This window comes from Ornithinibacillus massiliensis (assembly GCF_018310345.1).
Lineage (GTDB): Bacteria > Bacillota > Bacilli > Bacillales > Amphibacillaceae > Ornithinibacillus > Ornithinibacillus massiliensis.
Map to the genome: position 1 here is coordinate 74,975 of NZ_JAGXBY010000008.1, position 18,544 is coordinate 93,518.

General features: G+C 37.0%; 17 protein-coding genes. 12 read left to right on the plus strand and 5 right to left on the minus strand.

The window, feature by feature from the left end; all coding sequences use genetic code 11:
• Positions 1 to 6: 6 nt before the first annotated feature.
• Entirely contained in the window at positions 7 to 306 is a 300-nt protein-coding gene (locus KGF86_RS17790) for a YtpI family protein (protein ID WP_186870180.1), read from the minus strand.
• Between the two features lie 113 nt (positions 307 to 419).
• Here KGF86_RS17790 and KGF86_RS17795 point away from each other — a divergent pair, with 113 nt between their 5' ends.
• Positions 420 to 1,361, plus strand: coding sequence for a DHH family phosphoesterase (locus KGF86_RS17795; RefSeq protein WP_186870181.1), 942 nt, complete (start codon positions 420 to 422; stop codon positions 1,359 to 1,361).
• A gap of 59 nt (positions 1,362 to 1,420) precedes the next feature.
• Here KGF86_RS17795 and KGF86_RS17800 read toward each other — a convergent pair whose 3' ends face one another.
• From KGF86_RS17800 to ytrH, 3 genes are all read right to left on the minus strand, one after another.
• Complete coding sequence (locus KGF86_RS17800) at positions 1,421 to 1,618, minus strand: YtzJ family protein (RefSeq protein ID WP_186870182.1); 198 nt, start codon at positions 1,616 to 1,618, stop codon at positions 1,421 to 1,423.
• A 183-nt stretch (positions 1,619 to 1,801) separates the two neighbouring features.
• On the minus strand, positions 1,802 to 2,305 hold the full coding sequence (gene ytrI / locus KGF86_RS17805) for a sporulation membrane protein YtrI (RefSeq protein ID WP_186870183.1): 504 nt from the start codon (positions 2,303 to 2,305) through the stop codon (positions 1,802 to 1,804).
• Positions 2,305 to 2,637 (minus strand): sporulation membrane protein YtrH, encoded by a 333-nt coding sequence (ytrH, locus tag KGF86_RS17810; protein WP_186870184.1) that lies wholly within the window; start codon positions 2,635 to 2,637, stop codon positions 2,305 to 2,307. Before ytrH ends, ytrI begins: the two co-directional genes overlap by 1 nt.
• Before the next feature lie 136 nt (positions 2,638 to 2,773).
• Between ytrH and dnaE the strand changes: the two genes are divergently transcribed.
• The 8 genes from dnaE (at position 2,774) to KGF86_RS17850 (ending at position 13,574) form a co-directional block, all read left to right on the plus strand.
• Positions 2,774 to 6,127, plus strand: coding sequence for a DNA polymerase III subunit alpha (dnaE, locus tag KGF86_RS17815; RefSeq protein WP_211742610.1), 3,354 nt, complete (start codon positions 2,774 to 2,776; stop codon positions 6,125 to 6,127).
• A 90-nt stretch (positions 6,128 to 6,217) separates the two neighbouring features.
• On the plus strand, positions 6,218 to 7,447 hold the full coding sequence (gene ystJ, locus KGF86_RS17820) for an NADP-dependent malic enzyme (protein ID WP_343221481.1): 1,230 nt from the start codon (positions 6,218 to 6,220) through the stop codon (positions 7,445 to 7,447).
• Between the two features lie 51 nt (positions 7,448 to 7,498).
• On the plus strand, positions 7,499 to 8,113 hold the full coding sequence (locus tag KGF86_RS17825) for a FadR/GntR family transcriptional regulator (RefSeq protein WP_222619047.1): 615 nt from the start codon (positions 7,499 to 7,501) through the stop codon (positions 8,111 to 8,113).
• A 147-nt stretch (positions 8,114 to 8,260) separates the two neighbouring features.
• Positions 8,261 to 9,121 (plus strand): acetyl-CoA carboxylase, carboxyltransferase subunit beta, encoded by an 861-nt coding sequence (accD, locus tag KGF86_RS17830; RefSeq protein ID WP_186870188.1) that lies wholly within the window; start codon positions 8,261 to 8,263, stop codon positions 9,119 to 9,121.
• A complete protein-coding gene (gene accA / locus KGF86_RS17835) occupies positions 9,118 to 10,071 on the plus strand; it encodes an acetyl-CoA carboxylase carboxyl transferase subunit alpha (protein WP_211742611.1) in 954 nt (317 codons plus the stop codon). Before accD ends, accA begins: the two co-directional genes overlap by 4 nt.
• Before the next feature lie 304 nt (positions 10,072 to 10,375).
• Positions 10,376 to 11,335: a 6-phosphofructokinase gene (gene pfkA / locus KGF86_RS17840; RefSeq protein WP_211742612.1), complete on the plus strand. Its 960-nt coding sequence runs from the start codon at positions 10,376 to 10,378 to the stop codon at positions 11,333 to 11,335.
• A gap of 19 nt (positions 11,336 to 11,354) precedes the next feature.
• Positions 11,355 to 13,115, plus strand: a complete 1,761-nt coding sequence (pyk, locus tag KGF86_RS17845) for a pyruvate kinase (RefSeq protein WP_186870191.1) — start codon at positions 11,355 to 11,357, stop codon at positions 13,113 to 13,115.
• 69 nt (positions 13,116 to 13,184) lie between these two features.
• Positions 13,185 to 13,574, plus strand: a complete 390-nt coding sequence (locus KGF86_RS17850; RefSeq protein WP_186870192.1) for an FxsA family protein — start codon at positions 13,185 to 13,187, stop codon at positions 13,572 to 13,574.
• A 3-nt stretch (positions 13,575 to 13,577) separates the two neighbouring features.
• Here KGF86_RS17850 and ytvI read toward each other — a convergent pair whose 3' ends face one another.
• Entirely contained in the window at positions 13,578 to 14,684 is a 1,107-nt protein-coding gene (gene ytvI, locus KGF86_RS17855; RefSeq protein WP_211742613.1) for a sporulation integral membrane protein YtvI, read from the minus strand.
• A gap of 315 nt (positions 14,685 to 14,999) precedes the next feature.
• On the opposite strand from ytvI, the gene citZ reads away from it, so the two are divergent.
• The 3 genes from citZ (at position 15,000) to mdh (ending at position 18,438) form a co-directional block, all read left to right on the plus strand.
• A complete protein-coding gene (gene citZ / locus KGF86_RS17860) occupies positions 15,000 to 16,115 on the plus strand; it encodes a citrate synthase (RefSeq protein ID WP_186870194.1) in 1,116 nt (371 codons plus the stop codon).
• Positions 16,116 to 16,204: 89 nt separating this feature from the next.
• A complete protein-coding gene (gene icd / locus KGF86_RS17865) occupies positions 16,205 to 17,476 on the plus strand; it encodes an NADP-dependent isocitrate dehydrogenase (RefSeq protein ID WP_211742614.1) in 1,272 nt (423 codons plus the stop codon).
• 23 nt (positions 17,477 to 17,499) lie between these two features.
• Positions 17,500 to 18,438, plus strand: a complete 939-nt coding sequence (gene mdh, locus KGF86_RS17870; protein WP_186870196.1) for a malate dehydrogenase — start codon at positions 17,500 to 17,502, stop codon at positions 18,436 to 18,438.
• Positions 18,439 to 18,544 lie beyond the last annotated feature (106 nt).

Consider the following 18,544-nt stretch of genomic DNA (forward strand, 5'->3'; position numbering starts at 1 on the left):
ATAGAACTAGTCAGCTGGGTTTAATCGTTTCCATTCATTACGATAATGCTTCGTTTCCTTTATTCCTCTAATCAATTGCATTAGACCAAGTATAATAAATAGAATGCCAATAAATAGTGATATTTTAGTTTGATAAAATATATATTGGTTAATCCCGAAAGTAAAAATGAATAGTCCAAGGCAAATTCTGGATTTCGCATTAAAGTACCGTTGTGTTAAACCGTCCTTGGTTTTCAATATAGCTACTTTATAATAGATGTACATAACAGCGGATAGGACAATAACGATTGGAAAAATAATTAACATATAATCTACTCCTAATAAACTAGCTTAAATTCATACATGACATATTGTAGCACTATATGAGGACTAAAGGCTAGTTATTATGTAATAATATTTTGAACAGTAAGGAGAATACGATGACAATACAAGCGATTCAGCAAGCCATTGAAGAATTTAATACGATTATTATTCATCGCCATGTTCGGCCAGACCCAGATGCATTAGGGTCTCAGGCGGGTCTACGTGAGCTTATTAAAGCATCCTATCCAGAAAAGAATGTGTATGTAGTGGGGGAGGATGACCCTTCCTTAACGTTTATGGTCGAGATGGAACAGATTGATGACCAAGTATATGAGGATGCATTAGTTATTATTTGTGATACCGCAAATACTGGAAGAATTGATGATTCTAGGTATCGTCTAGGTAAGAAAGTAATAAAAATTGATCATCATCCTAACGTCGATCCTTATGGTGATCTTAGTTGGGTGGACACAACCGCTAGTTCAACGAGTGAGATGATCTATGAATTCTACCTTCACGCGAAAGGACTAACCTTAACTACTGCAGCAGCAAGATTGCTTTACGGAGGGATTGTCGGAGATACAGGCCGATTTTTGTACCCAAGTACAACGAAGAAAACATTACAATATGCAGCAGACCTAGTCACATATGATTTTGATCGAACGAAGTTATACGATGGGATATACAATGTTAAGGACCATATTGCTAGAATGCGAGGATATATCCTGCAAAACTTTACATTAGATAAAGATGGTCTTAGTGTTGTGAAACTGACAAAAGATGTCTTAGACAAATTCCACGTCAGTCCGTTAGAGACAGGGCAGTTAGTTGGAACATTAGGGGAAATCGAAGGAATCGTTACTTGGGTATTCTTCATCGAAGAAGAGGAACAAATTCGAGTGCGCCTTCGTTCAAAAGGTCCGGTAATCAATGAAGTAGCAGCGAAATACAACGGGGGCGGGCATCCATTAGCATCTGGAGCTTCCATTTATTCGTGGGATGAAGCGGAGAATGTGGTGAAGGATTTACAAGAAGTAATAAAGCAATTTAATCAATAGGTTAGAGCTGTCCATTGTACTACAAAAAAGTGCTGATTTCTTAATTGAAATCAGCACGATTAACTACTTTTACTCTTTGTTACTGGAATAAACCAGCATCCAGAAGGTGTTTCATCATAGTAGACATCAAGTCCATATTTTTCTATATCTCTTTTAATTAGGCGAATAACTTCTTTAGATTCTGCATACGCGGTACGCCCATTACGAAGCTGATTAATTTTGCGGTCACGAATTCGTCTTTCATTCATAATCAACATGAGAATTCCTCCCCTTTCTCAAATTTATGAATGGATATTCATCTTTATTCTTATTTTACTCGAAAAGTGTTGAAATTCCTACTACTAAGCCTCCCTTTTCATGAAATGTTCACATAGTTCACCAAAAAACCTTACCCTTTAACCATATGAAATGGATGTGGGTAAGGTGTTTGTATCCATGTGTTAATTTGAGATTTTAGCATTAGCCATAATTCGAACGGTTGGTGCAATGATTAATCGTTTAATCTCGAGGTTATAGGTGAAATCATCCACTTTAAAGGTTTTATTCTCAATCGAAGAAAATAATAAAGAGTCGCTATCGGCAATGGTTAATAAATCCTTTCCGATAATTCCTTTAATTTCCTCCTTTACGAGACTTTCCAATTGATTTTGAAGCAATCTATCAATTTTTAGCTCTTCGGCATTTAGTATTTCCAGGTTGATTTCTTCTATCGTAATTTTTTGTTTGGATTTTTCATTTAATTCCCTTTTATCTTTTTCTAATACTTCTATTCTATTTTCTGCATCCTGTAGTTGCTCCTTAAGATTACTGTTTTCTATTATTAATTTCTCATACATGGTTCCATACATGAAGATTACCATCCAATAAGAAATAAGTCCTCCTAAAAACATCCCAACTAAGAAACGTTGCCAGGTTGGCTTTTTATGGTATCTAGGAATATGCATTACGTAATGTCCTCCTGGATGAGCCACTCTAGAATAATCATAGCAGTCTTTGCTCCTCCCATTGCCGATAGGATTAGAAGTCCTTGTTTTAATACTTCAATAAAAGGACCTTCTAAAAATCCCTTTTGTAGGTTCTCAATAGCGTCAAACGTACCACCAATTGCTGCAACGATAGCCCAAATTCCAAGCTTGCGAGCAATCCGAGCCATCCCTGTAAATGGTGCTTCTCCAGTAGCAAATGCACCAATGCCACCAATAAGCGTACCACCGATTAGGACACCGAAAGCGATAAAGAAACATTGAATAAATTGTTCGAAAAAACGTTCTTCCATTTTGGTTACCCCTCAAGTTAAAAGTTAAGTTACGTTCTATTTATTCTATGAGAGATAAGGACGAGTTATGTTTGTTGATATACGAACAGTTTGAAATTGGCTATAATAGATTTAGAGAAAGTAGAGGCGGGTTAGTATGTCATTTACACATTTACAAATTAAAACTGGATATAGTTTTTTTAATAGCACAATTACGGTAGATAAACTTATCAAAAAAGCACTACAGATGGATTTGAAAGCTTTAGCACTAACAGATGAGAATGTCTTACATGGGGTTATTCCGTTCTATAAGGAATGTGTGAAAAATGGGATCAAACCTATTATCGGAATGACCGTGACTGTAGCAGAAGATGATACTCCAATGGACATCCTATTATTAGCAAAAAATAATAAAGGGTATCGAAATTTAACGAAATTAAGTACTTACATTCAACGGGATGAGAAAAGTCCAATTAATAAAACAATGCTTGTTGAATATTTAGAGGAATTAATTACCATCGTACCGGTTCATTCAAGTAAGGTAGAGCAATTAGTACGAAACGGTTCCTATGATCAAGTAGAGCAGTATTTTACATTTTGGAAGTCGAATGTTGGAGAGGAAGACTTCTACATAGGTGTAGGAGACTATGGCTCCGAACTTGATAAGCAGTTGAATATGTCTGTTCGCGCATACACTGAGCGATTCGATACGAAAGTAGTTGCAATAAATGACGTTCGGTATTTACAAGAAAAAGATGCCTATGCCTTTGATTGTTTACAGGCAATGAAACAAGGGGAAAACTGGTCTGTACAGGAAGCGGCTTTATCTATGCGAAACCATCATTTGCGATCTATAGCTGAAATGGAGCAATTATTTGCTGAGTGGCCAGAGGTCTTGGAGGAAACGAAACGAATTGAAGATCGATGTCATGTTACATTTAATTTTGAGGCAAGGATGATTCCAGCCTATCCGGTACCAGAGGGAACTACTGCACAAGAATACTTAGAACAGGTTTGTTGGACTAATCTTCCAAATCGTTATTCCAATGTGACAGAACAAATAAAAGTGAGATTAAAACATGAACTATCGATAATTAAGAAGATGGAGTTCAGTGATTATTTCTTAATCGTTTGGGATTTTATTCAATACGCGAAGGAACAGCACATTATGGTTGGACCAGGTCGGGGATCGTCAGCTGGCTCCTTAGTTGCCTATTCTTTAGGTATCACAGATGTTGATCCAATCCAATATGATTTGCTCTTTGAACGGTTCTTAAATCCAGAGCGAATTACTATGCCAGATATTGATATTGATTTCTCTGATTTACGACGTGATGAGGTAATTGCTTATGTTCGGGAGAAATATGGAGCAGAACATGTGGCGCAGATTATTACGTTTGGAACTTTTGCAGCACGTTCTTTAATTCGTGAGCTTGGAAAGACAATGGCAATTAATCAACAAGATATTTCTTTTGTTTTAAAACAAATCCCTAGTCAGGCTTCTGGTTCATTAGTACATATGATTAAGAATTCAAAGGAATTAACGAATTATGTACAGCAATCCGATAGTCTAAAGGAATTATTTAAAGTTGCGACCGTTTTAGAGGGGCTTCCAAGACATACCTCTACCCATGCGGCAGGGGTGGTTATTAGTGAACAACCACTAGTGGAGCATATACCATTAACAGTAGGTACAACAAATACGGCGCTCACTCAATATCCGATGGGAGATTTAGAGTCATTAGGACTGCTTAAGATGGACTTTTTAGGATTGAGGAATCTAACCTTGATTGAACGAATCGTCAAATCAATTCAGTATAAAGAGGATAAGAACTTCCGTCTAGATACTATACCAGAACATGATGCACAAACTTTCCAACTGTTAAAACGGGGAAAGACGAATGGAATTTTTCAATTAGAATCAGACGGAATGAAGCAGGTTCTAGAGCAGTTAAAACCAAGTACATTTGATGATATTGTTGCGGTTAATGCGTTGTACCGTCCGGGACCGATGGATTTTATCCCAACCTATATTGAACGGAAGCATGGACGTAAAAAAACAACCTACCCACATCCGGATTTAGAGCCTATATTAAAGAGTACGTACGGTGTATTAATTTATCAAGAGCAAATCATGCAAATTGCCCATCGTATTGCAGGCTTTTCATTAGGTGAAGCAGATGTACTAAGGCGTGCTGTTAGTAAAAAGAAACAGGATATAATGGATGAACAAGAAGTAGCATTTATTCGTGGATGTATAAAGAATGGGTATAGTAAGCAGATTGGTGAGGAAATCTTTAAATGGATTGTAAAGTTTTCAAATTATGGATTTCCCAAAAGCCATGCCGTTGCATACAGTAAAATATCCTATCAATTAGCCTATTTAAAAGCCCATTATCCGAAGCATTTTTATGCGGAGCTACTGACATCTATTGGTAATCAGTATGATAAAATTCATATTTATATGAAAGAGATGAAAGAGCTAGGGATAACAATAGCTGTACCATCTATTAATCAGAGCTTTGGGCGGTTCACAGTAGAAAAAGATGGTGTAAGAATGGGGTTGCAGTCTATCAAGGGTGTTGGAATCCAGGCGGTACAAGAAATAATTCAAGCAAGGAAACAAGCAGGTGCCTTTAAGAACTTATTTGATTTTTGTTTGCGAATTACCCCTAAAATTGTTAATCGTGCAACATTGGAATCGTTAATATTAGCAGGTGCCTTTGATGAAGTGTATCCGAATCGAGCAAGTCTATTAGCAACGATTGATCAAGCAATTGAGTCTGCCGAGTTGTTCCGAGAATTCACCGATCAGCCAAGCTTGTTCCAGGAACAATTAGACCTAGAACCTAATTACGTCGAAATAGAAGACTTCAGCCAAATTAAGAAGCTGTCAGACGAGAAGGAGCTACTTGGAATATATATTTCCAGTCATCCATTAATCCAGTACCGTGACATGTTACGGGGGAATGGATATGTCACCCTGCAACATTCCCAAGAGCTTGAAGGCAATAAACAAGTAAAAAGTGCAGTCATTATTCAAGCGATTAAAACAATCCGTACAAAACGTGGAGAGCCAATGGCTTTCATTACAATAAGTGATGAGACAGATGATATGGATGCGGTTGTTTTTCCGGAATTATATCGGATGAATGGTCGCTTTATAGAAGAAGAAGCGTTAGTGTATATTTCTGGGAAGGTTGAAACCCGAAATGGAAAAAAACAATGGCTCCTTTCCACTATTGAACCATTTGCAGAAGGAAAATTATCCCAACCATTAAAATCAAGATTGTTTATTAAAACAACAGAGCAAACTAATAAGGATGCACTAGACGTTATTCAACAAATAGCAAAAGTGTACCCAGGGTCAACACCAATTATTGTTTACCATGAAGAACAAAAGAAAACCTATCAATTAGCCAAAGACTACTTCTTAGATGTAAATAAGGATACGTTACGAGCGCTGAACGAATTCTTTGGGGAAGCAAATGTTGTGTACAACAAGCAGTAAAATATTCGAAACTTTACAGTGTATAAGATTTTGTTATAATGTAATAGTTAAGTGGTCAGACCACTTGAAGCGGTATAAAGGAGCGAAATAATTGTGAACTTAAGAGATGAGGCACTGCAATTACACAAAGAGAACAAAGGTAAGCTAGAGACAGTTTCTAAAATACCTGTAACGAATGCAACGGAACTAAGTCTAGCTTATTCACCAGGAGTTGCTGAGCCGTGTAAGGAAATTCATGATCGAAAAGAAACAGTTTATGACTATACAATGAAAGGGAATATGGTTGCGGTTGTAAGCGATGGTTCTGCCGTATTAGGATTGGGTAATATTGGTCCTGAAGCAGCACTACCAGTTATGGAAGGTAAAGCCGTGTTATTTAAAAGCTTTGCTGGAGTAGACTCATTCCCAATTTGCTTAGATACACAGGATGTGGATGATATAGTCAAAACTGTAAAATTAATGGAGCCAACCTTTGGTGGGGTTAACTTAGAGGATATTGCAGCACCGAACTGCTTTATTATTGAAGATCGACTAAGAAAAGAAACCAATATCCCAATCTTTCATGATGACCAACATGGTACCGCAATCGTAACAGTTGCAGGGCTAATTAATGCATTAAAACTAGTTGGTAAGAATTTTTCTGAAATCAAAGTAGTAGCAAATGGCGCAGGTGCTGCAGGTATTGCGATAGTGAAATTGTTATACCACTTTGGTGTTAGAGATATGATTATGTGTGACTCACGTGGTGCAATTTTTGAAGGGCGTTCTTACGGAATGAACGACGTGAAAGATGCAGTTGCGAAAATAACCAACGCGGATAAAAAAGAAGGTTCTTTAGAAGAAATGGTTGAAGGTGCGGATGTCTTTATCGGAGTTTCCGTAGGTGGAGCATTGACACAAGATATGGTTCGTAAAATGAATACTGACCCTATTATCTTTGCTATGGCAAATCCAGATCCGGAGATATTACCGGAGGATGCGAAGGAAGCTGGAGCAAAAGTAATTGGAACAGGAAGATCTGACTTTCCTAACCAAGTAAATAATGTTCTTGCCTTTCCAGGGATATTCCGGGGTGCGCTAGATGTACGAGCTACTAGAATTAATGAAAAAATGAAAATTGCTGCAGCAGAGGCAATAGCTTCCTTAATTTCTAACGAAGAATTAAATGAGGACTATGTTATTCCTGCTCCTTTTGATGCAAGAGTAGCACCATTAGTTGCCAAAGAGGTAGCAAAAGCAGCAATGGATTCTGGCGTTGCGCGTATACAAGTTGACCCAGAAGAGATTGCAGAAAAGACGAGACGATTAGCCAAAATATAAGCTGTAGTTTCCATAAGTTTATCAAAAAAAAGGGGTGAAACATGGGTGTCCATGTTACCAAATCGAAAGGTATACCATGGTGTTTTAGATGAGATTCAAAATTTCATTGTTGAGAACGATTTAAAGCCTGGTGATAAGCTACCTTCTGAAAGAGAATTATCGGAAAAACTACAAGCTGGTCGGTCTTCTATACGAGAGGCCTTACGCGCTATGGAATTAATCGGTGTAATAGAAACGAGGCGTGGTGAAGGTACTTATTTGAGCAAATATAGACCTTATCAAACCGTTGAATTATTATCATCATTTATTTTGAAGCAAACGACCAAAGAAGAACTTTTACTTGTAAAAATGCTATTGGAAAAGGAAGCGGCTAAGCTTGCTTATTTGCATATAGATGAGGAGAAAATAAATACATTAAGTGTAATGATGGATAATCCCTCTTTGGATTCTAAGGAAAAACACTTTGCCTTTTTCTGTTACTTAATGGAGTTAACTAATAATCAATTGTTGATGCGTATTTGGGGATTAATTGATGAATATTCGAAGAGTTTTACAGGGAATTATTCAAAGGATTTTTACTGTAACTTGATTAATGTTTATAAAACAAAAAACTATTCAGCTATCGAAAGTCTATTTAAAGAAGTGAAGGAATACGATTTTATGTAATCATATATTTTTTTATTTATGTACGACAATTAATGACACCTTTTTAGGGTAGACTTGCTGTATAGTATGATAATATGTAGTTCTATTCATTTGAATAATATTACCTGTTTAAGGTTTGGAAGGTTTAATGATAAAGGGGGACTTACTTTGCTCAAAGATCTTTTTAATAAGAAAAAGAAATATGCTTCTATTCCAAGTGAGCAATCAAAAGTAGATATTCCTGAGGGACTTATGAAAAAATGTGATAATTGTTATAAAATTTTCTATCGTAAAGAGTTATATAACAATTTAAATGTATGTCCTAATTGTGGACACCATCATCAATTGAATGCCTGGGAACGTATTGATAGTTTATTTGATGCAGACTCATTTGTAGAATGGGATCAAGGAATGATTACGGCCAATCCATTAGATTTTCCAGATTATGAGAAAAAAATGGAGAGTGACCGGTCTAAAACAGGATTGAATGAAGCGGTTGTGACAGGTAAAGGAACCATTGACGGACAAGCTACTGCTTTCGCTGTTATGGATGCTAGATTCAGAATGGGTAGTATGGGCTCTGTAGTAGGTGAAAAGATTGCTAGAGCTATTGAAAAAGCTAGGAAAGAATCGCTACCGTTTATCATATTTACAGCTTCTGGTGGTGCAAGAATGCAGGAGGGTGTTTTAAGCTTAATGCAAATGACCAAAACTTCGGTTGCCATCAGTCGTTTTTCAAAATCAGGTGGCTTAATGATTTCTATCATGACTCATCCAACAACAGGAGGGGTTTCTGCTAGCTTTGCATCGTTAGGAGACTATAACTTTGCCGAGCCAGGTGCTTTAATAGGCTTTGCTGGTCGCCGTATTATTGAGCAGACGATTCGTGAAAAATTACCAGATGATTTTCAGACAGCAGAATTTCAACTTAAACATGGTCAATTAGATCAAGTTATCCATCGACAGGATATGAAATATGTATTAGGAACACTTCTAAAGATGCACCAGAAGGGTGGAACTCCTAAATGAAGCAAATACTAGATTTTGAAAAACCAATTGTGAATTTAAAGGAAAAGATTGCAGAGCTTAAGAAATTTACAAGTGAGAGCGATATCGATTTAACCGAGGAGATCTCCACGCTAGAGAAACGATTAGCCGATTTAGAAAATGACATTTACGGTAATTTAAAGCCTTGGCAACGCGTTCAAATGGCTAGACATCAAGAGAGACCTACAACTCTTGATTATATTGCCGAATTGTTTACTGACTTTCTAGAGTTTCATGGTGATCGCACTTATGGGGATGACGAGGCAATTGTATCTGGAATTGCTTATTACAAAGGCAAACCTATCACAGTAATAGGTCATCAGCGTGGGAAGGATACGAAAGAGAATATTCGTAGAAACTTCGGGATGCCGCATCCAGAAGGCTATCGAAAAGCACTACGCCATATGAAGCAAGCAGAGAAATTTAATCGTCCGATTATATGTTTTATTGATACAAAGGGAGCCTATCCAGGAAAGGCAGCAGAAGAACGTGGTCAAAGTGAAGCCATTGCACGTAACTTAATGGAAATGGCTGGCATTACCGTTCCAATTATTTGTATTGTCATTGGTGAAGGTGGTAGTGGTGGTGCGTTAGCGCTAGGAGTAGGTGACAGAATTCATATGCTGGAGAACTCTACATACTCCGTTATTTCTCCTGAAGGTGCTGCTGCGTTACTTTGGAAAGATGCAGGACTCGCACAAAAGGCTGCTGAGTCGATGAGAATTACCGCGCCTGATTTGTATGAGCTAGGTATTATTGATGAAATTATAGTCGAACCAAAAGGTGGCGCACACCGTGATATAAAACGGCAAGCTCGCAATATGGATGCTGTTATAGAAAAATCCCTTCAAGAACTTAATGATTTATCAAAGGATGAATTATTAGAACAACGATGGGAAAAATATAAACAAATTGGCGAATTTATGGAATAGTAAAATAAAGGCTGTCTCGATTTGTGGGTAACCCATTAAATCGGAGACATCCTTTTTTATTGTTGGTGATTAGTATAACGCATTTGTAATGTGTTTTACTTATTGAGGCGTATGGAAACATTAAGTAAAGCATATTTAAAATAACTTGTAAATTTCGGTGTTTTTAATTGATATTTTAGGGTTTTAGCCGTATCTTTTAAATGAGGCAAGCAGATCAGCTGGATCTTTTCACTCTAATCTAACCGTACTAATTCGAGTTATCAAGCGCATACTAAAAGTGACAATATAAGTAGAGGTGGAAAATATGAAAAGACTTGGAGTATTAACTAGTGGGGGAGATGCACCTGGTATGAATGCAGCCATCCGTGCTGTTGTACGTAAGTGTATCTACCATGGGGTTGAGATATATGGAATTAAGAATGGCTATCAAGGGCTAATCGAAGGTAACATTGAAAAGATGGATGTTGGATCAGTTGGTGATATTATTCAACGTGGTGGTACAACACTCTATACAGCAAGAAGCCTTGAGTTTAAAACCGAAGAAGGCCAAAAGAAAGGTATTGAACAACTTAAAAGGTTTGGTATTGAAGGCTTAATCGTGATCGGTGGAGACGGAAGTTTTCGTGGAGCGCAAAAGTTAACGGAAAAAGGCTATCCGTGTATCGGAGTTCCAGGTACGATTGATAATGATATTCCAGGAACTGATTTTACTATTGGCTTCGACACAGCGCTTAATACCATTATTGAAGCAATTGATAAAATTCGTGATACCGCTACTTCTCATGAACGTACATATGTTGTTGAGGTAATGGGGAGAGATGCTGGTGATTTAGCTCTATGGGCTGGTCTAGCAGATGGAGCAGAAAGTATCTTAATCCCAGAGAAAAAAGATGACCTAAAGGAAGTTATTTCCCGTTTGAAACGCGGTGTAGAACGCGGTAAGAGACATAGTATTATAATTGTAGCTGAAGGTGTAGGTAGTGCGTTTGATTACAGTGAGCAGATTAAAAAGGAAACTAACCTAGAAACGAGAGTAACGGTTCTTGGTCATATTCAACGTGGTGGTTCCCCAACAGCGAATGACCGTGTACTAGCAAGTCGGTTAGGTGCTAAGGCAGTAGAATTATTGCTAGAGGGTAAAGCAGGTAGAATGGTTGGTATTCAAAATAACAAACTAGTCGATCATGATATTACCGAAATCTTAAAACAGACGCACTCCATTGACGAAGAAATGTATCAATTATCGAAGGAATTATCTATATAATTAGTAGGAGGATTTTATAATGAGAAGAACAAAAATAGTATGTACAATCGGACCAGCTTCCGAATCTGTCGAAACATTAGTAGAGTTAATTAATGCTGGAATGAATGTAGCTCGTCTGAACTTTTCCCACGGGGATTATCAAGAACATGGTGCACGTATAAAAAATATTAGAGAAGCTGCCAAACAAACTGGTAAAACAGTTGCTATTCTATTAGATACAAAAGGACCTGAAATAAGAACAGGTACATTTAAAGAAGGCCAAGCAGAATTAGTTCAAGGAAATTCAGTATATATTTCGATGAACGAGGTTGAAGGAACAGCGGAGCGCTTTTCTATTACGTACCCAGGTTTAATTGATGATGTTCAGGTTGGTTCCAAAATTTTATTAGATGATGGTCTTATTGAATTGCAAGTAGAGGAAATCGACCACCAAAATAAAGAACTGAAAACTGTAGCACTTAACTCTGGATTAATTAAAAATAAAAAAGGTGTAAATGTACCAAATGTAGCGGTTAACCTACCAGGTATTACGGATAAAGATGCGAAGGATATCGAATTTGGTATCGAACAAGATGTAGATTTTATTGCAGCATCTTTTGTTCGCAGACCTTCTGACATTCTTGAGATTAAAGAATTATTGGAAAAACACAATGCAGCTCATATTCAAATCATTCCTAAAATCGAAAACCAAGAGGGTGTAGATAATATTGATAGCATCCTTGAAGTTAGTGATGGGCTAATGGTAGCGCGTGGGGATTTAGGTGTGGAAATTCCAGCTGAAGATGTACCTCTAGTACAGAAAAAATTAATTAGAAAATGTAATACTGCAGGAAAGCCTGTTATTACAGCTACACAAATGCTTGATTCCATGCAACGTAATCCACGTCCTACAAGAGCAGAAGCATCAGACGTAGCAAACGCAATCTTTGATGGTACGGATGCCATTATGCTTTCTGGCGAAACAGCGGCAGGTAATTACCCAGTCGAATCCGTTCAAACTATGAATAACATTGCTGAGAAAACAGAAACAGCATTAGATCATCAATCAATTCTAAAAAATCGTAGTGAATCTGTTGATATGACGATAACAGATGCGATTAGTCAGTCCGTTACGCATACTGCGATGAATCTATCTGTAAGTGCAATTATTACTCCTACAGAAAGTGGACATACAGCACGTATGATTGCTAAATACCGACCAAAAGCACCGATTATTGCCGTAACGTATAGTGACCGTGTTAATCGTCAACTTTCATTAGTATGGGGAGTTCTTCCAATTACAGGTGAAAAAGCCGGCTCAACAGATGAAATGCTTGATGTTGCAATTGATCTTGGCCTACAAGCTAACCTATTAAAACGTGGTGATCGTGTTGTGATTACGGCTGGTGTTCCGGTTGGAGAGACTGGCACAACAAACATCATGAAAGTCCATATTATTGGCGATGTTGTAGCAAAAGGACAAGGTATCGGAAAGAAGAGTGCATATGGAAAAGCGGTAATTGTTAAAAATACCGAAGAAGCACTTCAAAAAGTACATGAAGGTGATATCATCGTTACCTATGGAACAGATCGTGAAATGATGCCTGCCATTGAGAAAGCTGCTGGTATTATAACATTAGAAGGTGGACTTACTTCCCACGCTGCTGTTGTAGGATTAAGCTTAGGTATACCGGTTATCGTAGGAGTGGATAATGCATTCGATCTACTTAAAGATGGTGAAGATATCACCATCGATAGTACGAAGGGTGACATTTATCGAGGTCATGCCGGCGTTTTATAGGACAAATTAAAAGAAGGGATACAAGCTCCCTTCTTTTTTCCTATCCTAATATACGAAAGGAAGATATGGATGAGATGGTTATTACTAGCATTTTTGATTATTTCTGCTGCTGAAATAGGTGTTCTAGTATGGGCTGGAAGCTTAATTGGCCCATGGTGGGTAGTGGTAATTATTCTATTAACAGGATTTATTGGTGTCTCTTTAGCAAAAAGAGAAGGTCTGGAAACCTGGAAACGTGCACAATATTCCATGCAATATGGTCAAGTGCCGGCTAAAGAACTATTAGATGGTATATGTATATTAATTGGTGGAGTATTTTTATTTTCCCCAGGTTTTATAACAGATATTGCAGGATTTATTTTAGTGTTACCGCAAACGAGGAGGTACTTTAAATTAATGCTCGGTAGATTGATAAAAAAACTAATTGATAGCAAGACAATCATTATTAATCGAAGATAGTAGCTATCCTTTTATAAATTGAATCATTTTCGTAAAAATTCCAGATTGGTAGAGCACATATATCGTAATCAAAATGATAGGTGCAAATAATACACCACCGAAGCCCCATATTTGTATCGTGACAAACAAGATCATTAGGCTAACCAATGGATTAATTCCAATACTGGCAGATAGAATTTTAGGTTCTATAAATTGCCTTGTAATAATAACGGTCATGTAAAGAATACTAAGCGGTATAGTATTTGAATAATCCCCGGTTAAAAATGAGTATATAATCCATGGAACAAAAATAACACCAGTTCCAATAACAGGAAGTAAGTCAACAAGTGCGGCAATGGCGGCAATTGTTAAAGCATGTTCGCTTCCGATAATGAGTAATCCAATATAAATAATCAAAGCAGATATGAATATTAGAATAAATTGTGCGCGTAGATACCCTGTAAAAGCCTTTTTGATTCCTTTCTGTAAATCATAGATAAAGGAAAGAATATTCGTTGGAAGCAGTTTAGTTAATAGATTCGTTATATTACGCCAATCGTTTACAATCATGAATGTTGCAAGTACAATAAAAATAAAAATAGTCAAGGAACCTGGAAATTTACTGACTACTTCTGGTATTTGAATAAGAATAGATTGAAGAAATATCGTTCCACCATTAGCTAAGTTCTCAAGAAAATTTACTAAATTTTCTTGAATCGCTGTTTGGTGTGATTCATCCAATGATTCAAAATAGGAAGCAATAGTTTGATAGAGTGGTAAAATATGGTCATTAATCATATTTTCCATTAAATCAATAAATGACTGGAAGTAAATCGGCAGTTTTTCCATTAAATAAATGGTACCTTGTATAACCTCGTTCACAATCACAACAACAATCCCAATAAAAAATAGAAATATCGTGATGATAACGGTTAAAGTTGCTATGGTTCTAGGTAGTTTCCATTTGGTTTCAATGAAAGATACCAATGGGCTAAGAAACACTGCGATAATAAATGCAATTATAAAAGGATAAATATAACCAATAGTCATTTTTATAGCAAAGAATATGATGAATAGAAGTGCTAAAAGAAAGACTCCTCTGAGAATTGGATCCAATAATTGCTTGTACAATTCTAACGACCCCATTTATATAAATATATCTATCTAACTATATGTTCGAAAAGACAAGAATATTAATAGTTATCGAAGGAACAGAGTAGTTTGCTGTAAGCTTTACAATAATCGTCGTTATTAGGTAAACAATATTCTTATAATAATTATTTGCAGAAAATTAAACGGTTTCATTTCACATTGCTTTCAAAATACTTTATAATTGGTTTTGGGGATGACAATATCCGATTATTTTACTAGGAAATTGTCTAAATAATTTAACATTATCTTTCGCTTAATGTTAGAACAATATAGAAAAAGGAGAGGGTTTTATCTATGACAGCAACGAAAGGTCTTGAAGGGGTTGTAGCAACACAATCATCAATTAGTTCTATCATTGATGACCAACTAACTTATGTAGGTTACAAGATTGATGATTTAGCAGAGAATTCAAGCTTTGAAGAAGTAGTTTATTTATTATGGAATTTGAAATTACCGACAATCGCTGAATTAGAAGCCTTTAAAAAAGAACTTGCCGACAATATGGAAGTTCCAGAAGCGGTATTAGATCATTTACGCTCTTATGATTTGTCTAAAGTACACCCTATGGCAGCATTAAGAACATCTATTTCTCTACTAGGTTTATACGATGAAGAAGCAGATGTAATGGAAGAGGAAGCTAATCGACGTAAGGCAGTTCGTATACAAGCAAAGATTGCAACAATCGTGGCGGCATTTTCTCGAATAAGACAAGGTAAAGACCCTGTTAAACCATTAAAAGATGTAAGCTATGCAGAAAACTTTTTATATATGTTAAATGGCGAAAAACCAAATGAAATAGAAATCGAAGCAATTAATAAAGCGTTAGTATTACATGCTGATCACGAACTCAATGCATCTACATTCACTGCTAGAGTTTGTGTTGCAACATTATCAGATATGTATTCTGGTATTACTGCTGCAATTGGTGCATTAAAAGGTCCATTGCATGGTGGGGCAAATGAGCGTGTGATGAAAATGCTAACGGAAATCGGTACAGAAGATAATGCTATCCCGTATATTAAAGAAAAATTAGAAAACAAAGAAAAAATCATGGGTATGGGACACCGCGTTTATCGTAATGGTGATCCTAGAGCTAAGCATCTACAAAAGATGTCTAAAGAATTGACAGCCCTTACTGGTCAAGAAAAATGGTATAATATGTCTGTAGCAATCGAGGACTATATTAAACAAGAAAAAGGTCTACCAGCAAATGTAGATTTCTATTCTGCTTCGATGTATCATAGTTTAGGGATTGATCATGATCTATTTACACCAATTTTCGCTATGAGTCGTGTGTCTGGTTGGGTTGCACATATATTAGAACAATATTCGAATAATCGTTTAATCCGTCCACGTGCAGAATATGTAGGACCGAATACCCAACAATATATCCCACTTGAAAATCGTTAAGCAATATACTATGAATCTCGTTAGTAATAATAGCCGGTACCTCCGGCTATTATTCCGATAAGCTACTAGAAAACTAGGAGGAATTATTTATGACACAAGGAGAAAAAATTGTAGTAGAGAATGGTAAATTAAATGTACCAAACCAACCTGTCATTCCATTTATCGAAGGGGACGGTACTGGTCCTGATATTTGGGCAGCAGCTAGTCGTGTATTAGAAGCAGCAGTTGAAAAAGCTTATAATGGTACAAAGAAAATTGAATGGTTAGAAGTTTATGCTGGTGAAAAAGCATTCAATAAAACTGGTGAATGGTTACCACAAGAAACTCTAGATAAAATTGATGAGTACAAAATTGCTATCAAAGGTCCACTTACTACACCAATAGGTGGAGGAATTCGTTCTTTAAACGTAGCACTACGTCAAGAGCTAGATCTATTCACTTGCCTACGTCCAGTACGTTATTTCGAAGGAGTTCCATCTCCAGTTAAACGTCCTGAAGATGTAGATATGGTAATCTTCCGTGAAAACACTGAAGATATTTATGCTGGTATTGAATGGCAAAAGGGCTCTGACGAAGTGAAGAAAGTAATTGACTTCCTAAAAAATGAAATGGGAGTACATAAAATTCGCTTCCCTGAAACATCTGGTATTGGTATTAAACCAGTTTCAGAGGAAGGTACAAAACGTCTTGTACGTGCAGCTATCGAGTATGCATTAAATGAAGGACGTAAAAGTGTCACATTAGTTCACAAAGGTAATATCATGAAGTTTACAGAAGGTGCTTTTAAAGGTTGGGGATATGAAGTTGCTGAAGATGAGTTCGGTGATAAAGTATTCACATGGGCACAATATGATCGTATTGTGGAAGAACAAGGTAAAGATGCTGCAAATAAAGCACAAGATCAAGCAGTTGCTGCAGGTAAGATTATTGTTAAAGATGCCATTGCGGATATCTTCTTACAACAAGTTCTTACTCGTCCAACAGAATTTGATGTAGTGGCAACGATGAACCTTAATGGAGATTACATCTCTGATGCGCTTGCTGCACAAGTTGGTGGTATAGGGATTGCACCTGGAGCAAACATTAACTATAATACAGGTCATGCTATTTTCGAGGCAACACATGGTACTGCACCTAAATATGCTGGCTTAGATAAAGTGAATCCTTCTTCTGTTATCCTCTCTGGTGTATTAATGCTTGAACATCTTGGATGGAGAGAAGCAGCGGATTTAATTACGAAGGCAATGGACCAAACAATTGCTTCTAAAGTTGTAACCTATGACTTTGCTCGTCTAATGGAAGGCGCTACAGAAGTGAAATGTTCTGAGTTTGCCAATGAATTAATTAAGAACATGGACTAGTTAACATCAAGGAGGCCTAACAAATGGGAAACAAGCGCAAAAAAATATCAGTAATAGGATCAGGATTTACCGGTACGACAACCGCGTTGATGCTCGCTCAAAAAGAGCTTGGGGATATTGTTCTAGTAGACATACCTAACATGGAGAATCCAACAAAGGGTAAAGCGCTTGACATGCTAGAAGCAAGCCCAGTACAAGGTTTTGATGCGAATATTATCGGGACGTCTAATTATGAGGATACGAGGGATTCAGATTTAGTAATTATCACGGCTGGTATTGCTAGAAAGCCTGGCATGAGTAGGGATGACTTAGTGAATACTAACGCTAAAATTATGAAATCTGTCACGCAAGAGATTGTGAAGTATTCGAAAGATACGATAATCATCGTGCTAACCAATCCTGTTGATGCGATGACCTATACGGTATTTAATGAGTCTGGCTTCCCGAAAGAACGAGTTATCGGTCAATCAGGAGTATTAGACACAGCTCGTTTCCGTACATTTGTTGCTAAGGAGTTAAATTTATCAGTTAAAGATATTACCGGTTTTGTTTTAGGCGGCCATGGTGATGATATGGTACCATTAATTCGTTACTCCTATGCAGGTGGAATTCCACTAGAAAAGTTAATACCTAAGGATCGATTAGATGAAATTGTACAACGCACTCGTACTGGTGGTGGTGAAATCGTCAACCTTTTAGGTAATGGTAGTGCCTATTATGCACCTGCAGCATCTTTAACAGTTATGGCAGAGGCCATCCTAAAAGACCAACGCCGCGTACTACCATCCATCGCTTACTTAGAGGGTGAATATGGATATAACGATATTTACTTAGGTGTGCCTACCATTCTAGGTGGAAATGGAATTGAACAGATTATCGAATTAGATTTAACGGAAGATGAAAAAGCGGCTTTAGATAAATCTGCTAATTCCGTTAAACACGTTTTAGAGGTATTACAATAAATGAGAAGGAGAGCTTCATTCTACGCGAATGGAGCTCTTTTATGTTTTAGTAAAGCGAGGAATAATTAAGTGAGGTTAAATGTTACCGGTTGAGTTTATTTGAGAG

What these genes read in the sequence shown, in the direction of transcription:
- KGF86_RS17790 (WP_186870180.1), bottom strand. Translation starts at nt 306, where the DNA reads ATGTTAATTATTTTTCCAATCGTTATTGTCCTATCCGCTGTTATGTAC.
- KGF86_RS17795 (WP_186870181.1), top strand. Translation starts at nt 420, where the DNA reads ATGACAATACAAGCGATTCAGCAAGCCATTGAAGAATTTAATACGATT.
- KGF86_RS17800 (WP_186870182.1), bottom strand. Translation starts at nt 1,618, where the DNA reads ATGTTGATTATGAATGAAAGACGAATTCGTGACCGCAAAATTAATCAG.
- ytrI (WP_186870183.1), bottom strand. Translation starts at nt 2,305, where the DNA reads ATGCATATTCCTAGATACCATAAAAAGCCAACCTGGCAACGTTTCTTA.
- ytrH (WP_186870184.1), bottom strand. Translation starts at nt 2,637, where the DNA reads ATGGAAGAACGTTTTTTCGAACAATTTATTCAATGTTTCTTTATCGCT.
- dnaE (WP_211742610.1), top strand. Translation starts at nt 2,774, where the DNA reads ATGTCATTTACACATTTACAAATTAAAACTGGATATAGTTTTTTTAAT.
- KGF86_RS17825 (WP_222619047.1), top strand. Translation starts at nt 7,499, where the DNA reads ATGTTACCAAATCGAAAGGTATACCATGGTGTTTTAGATGAGATTCAA.
- accA (WP_211742611.1), top strand. Translation starts at nt 9,118, where the DNA reads ATGAAGCAAATACTAGATTTTGAAAAACCAATTGTGAATTTAAAGGAA.
- pfkA (WP_211742612.1), top strand. Translation starts at nt 10,376, where the DNA reads ATGAAAAGACTTGGAGTATTAACTAGTGGGGGAGATGCACCTGGTATG.
- pyk (WP_186870191.1), top strand. Translation starts at nt 11,355, where the DNA reads ATGAGAAGAACAAAAATAGTATGTACAATCGGACCAGCTTCCGAATCT.
- KGF86_RS17850 (WP_186870192.1), top strand. Translation starts at nt 13,185, where the DNA reads ATGAGATGGTTATTACTAGCATTTTTGATTATTTCTGCTGCTGAAATA.
- citZ (WP_186870194.1), top strand. Translation starts at nt 15,000, where the DNA reads ATGACAGCAACGAAAGGTCTTGAAGGGGTTGTAGCAACACAATCATCA.
- icd (WP_211742614.1), top strand. Translation starts at nt 16,205, where the DNA reads ATGACACAAGGAGAAAAAATTGTAGTAGAGAATGGTAAATTAAATGTA.
- mdh (WP_186870196.1), top strand. Translation starts at nt 17,500, where the DNA reads ATGGGAAACAAGCGCAAAAAAATATCAGTAATAGGATCAGGATTTACC.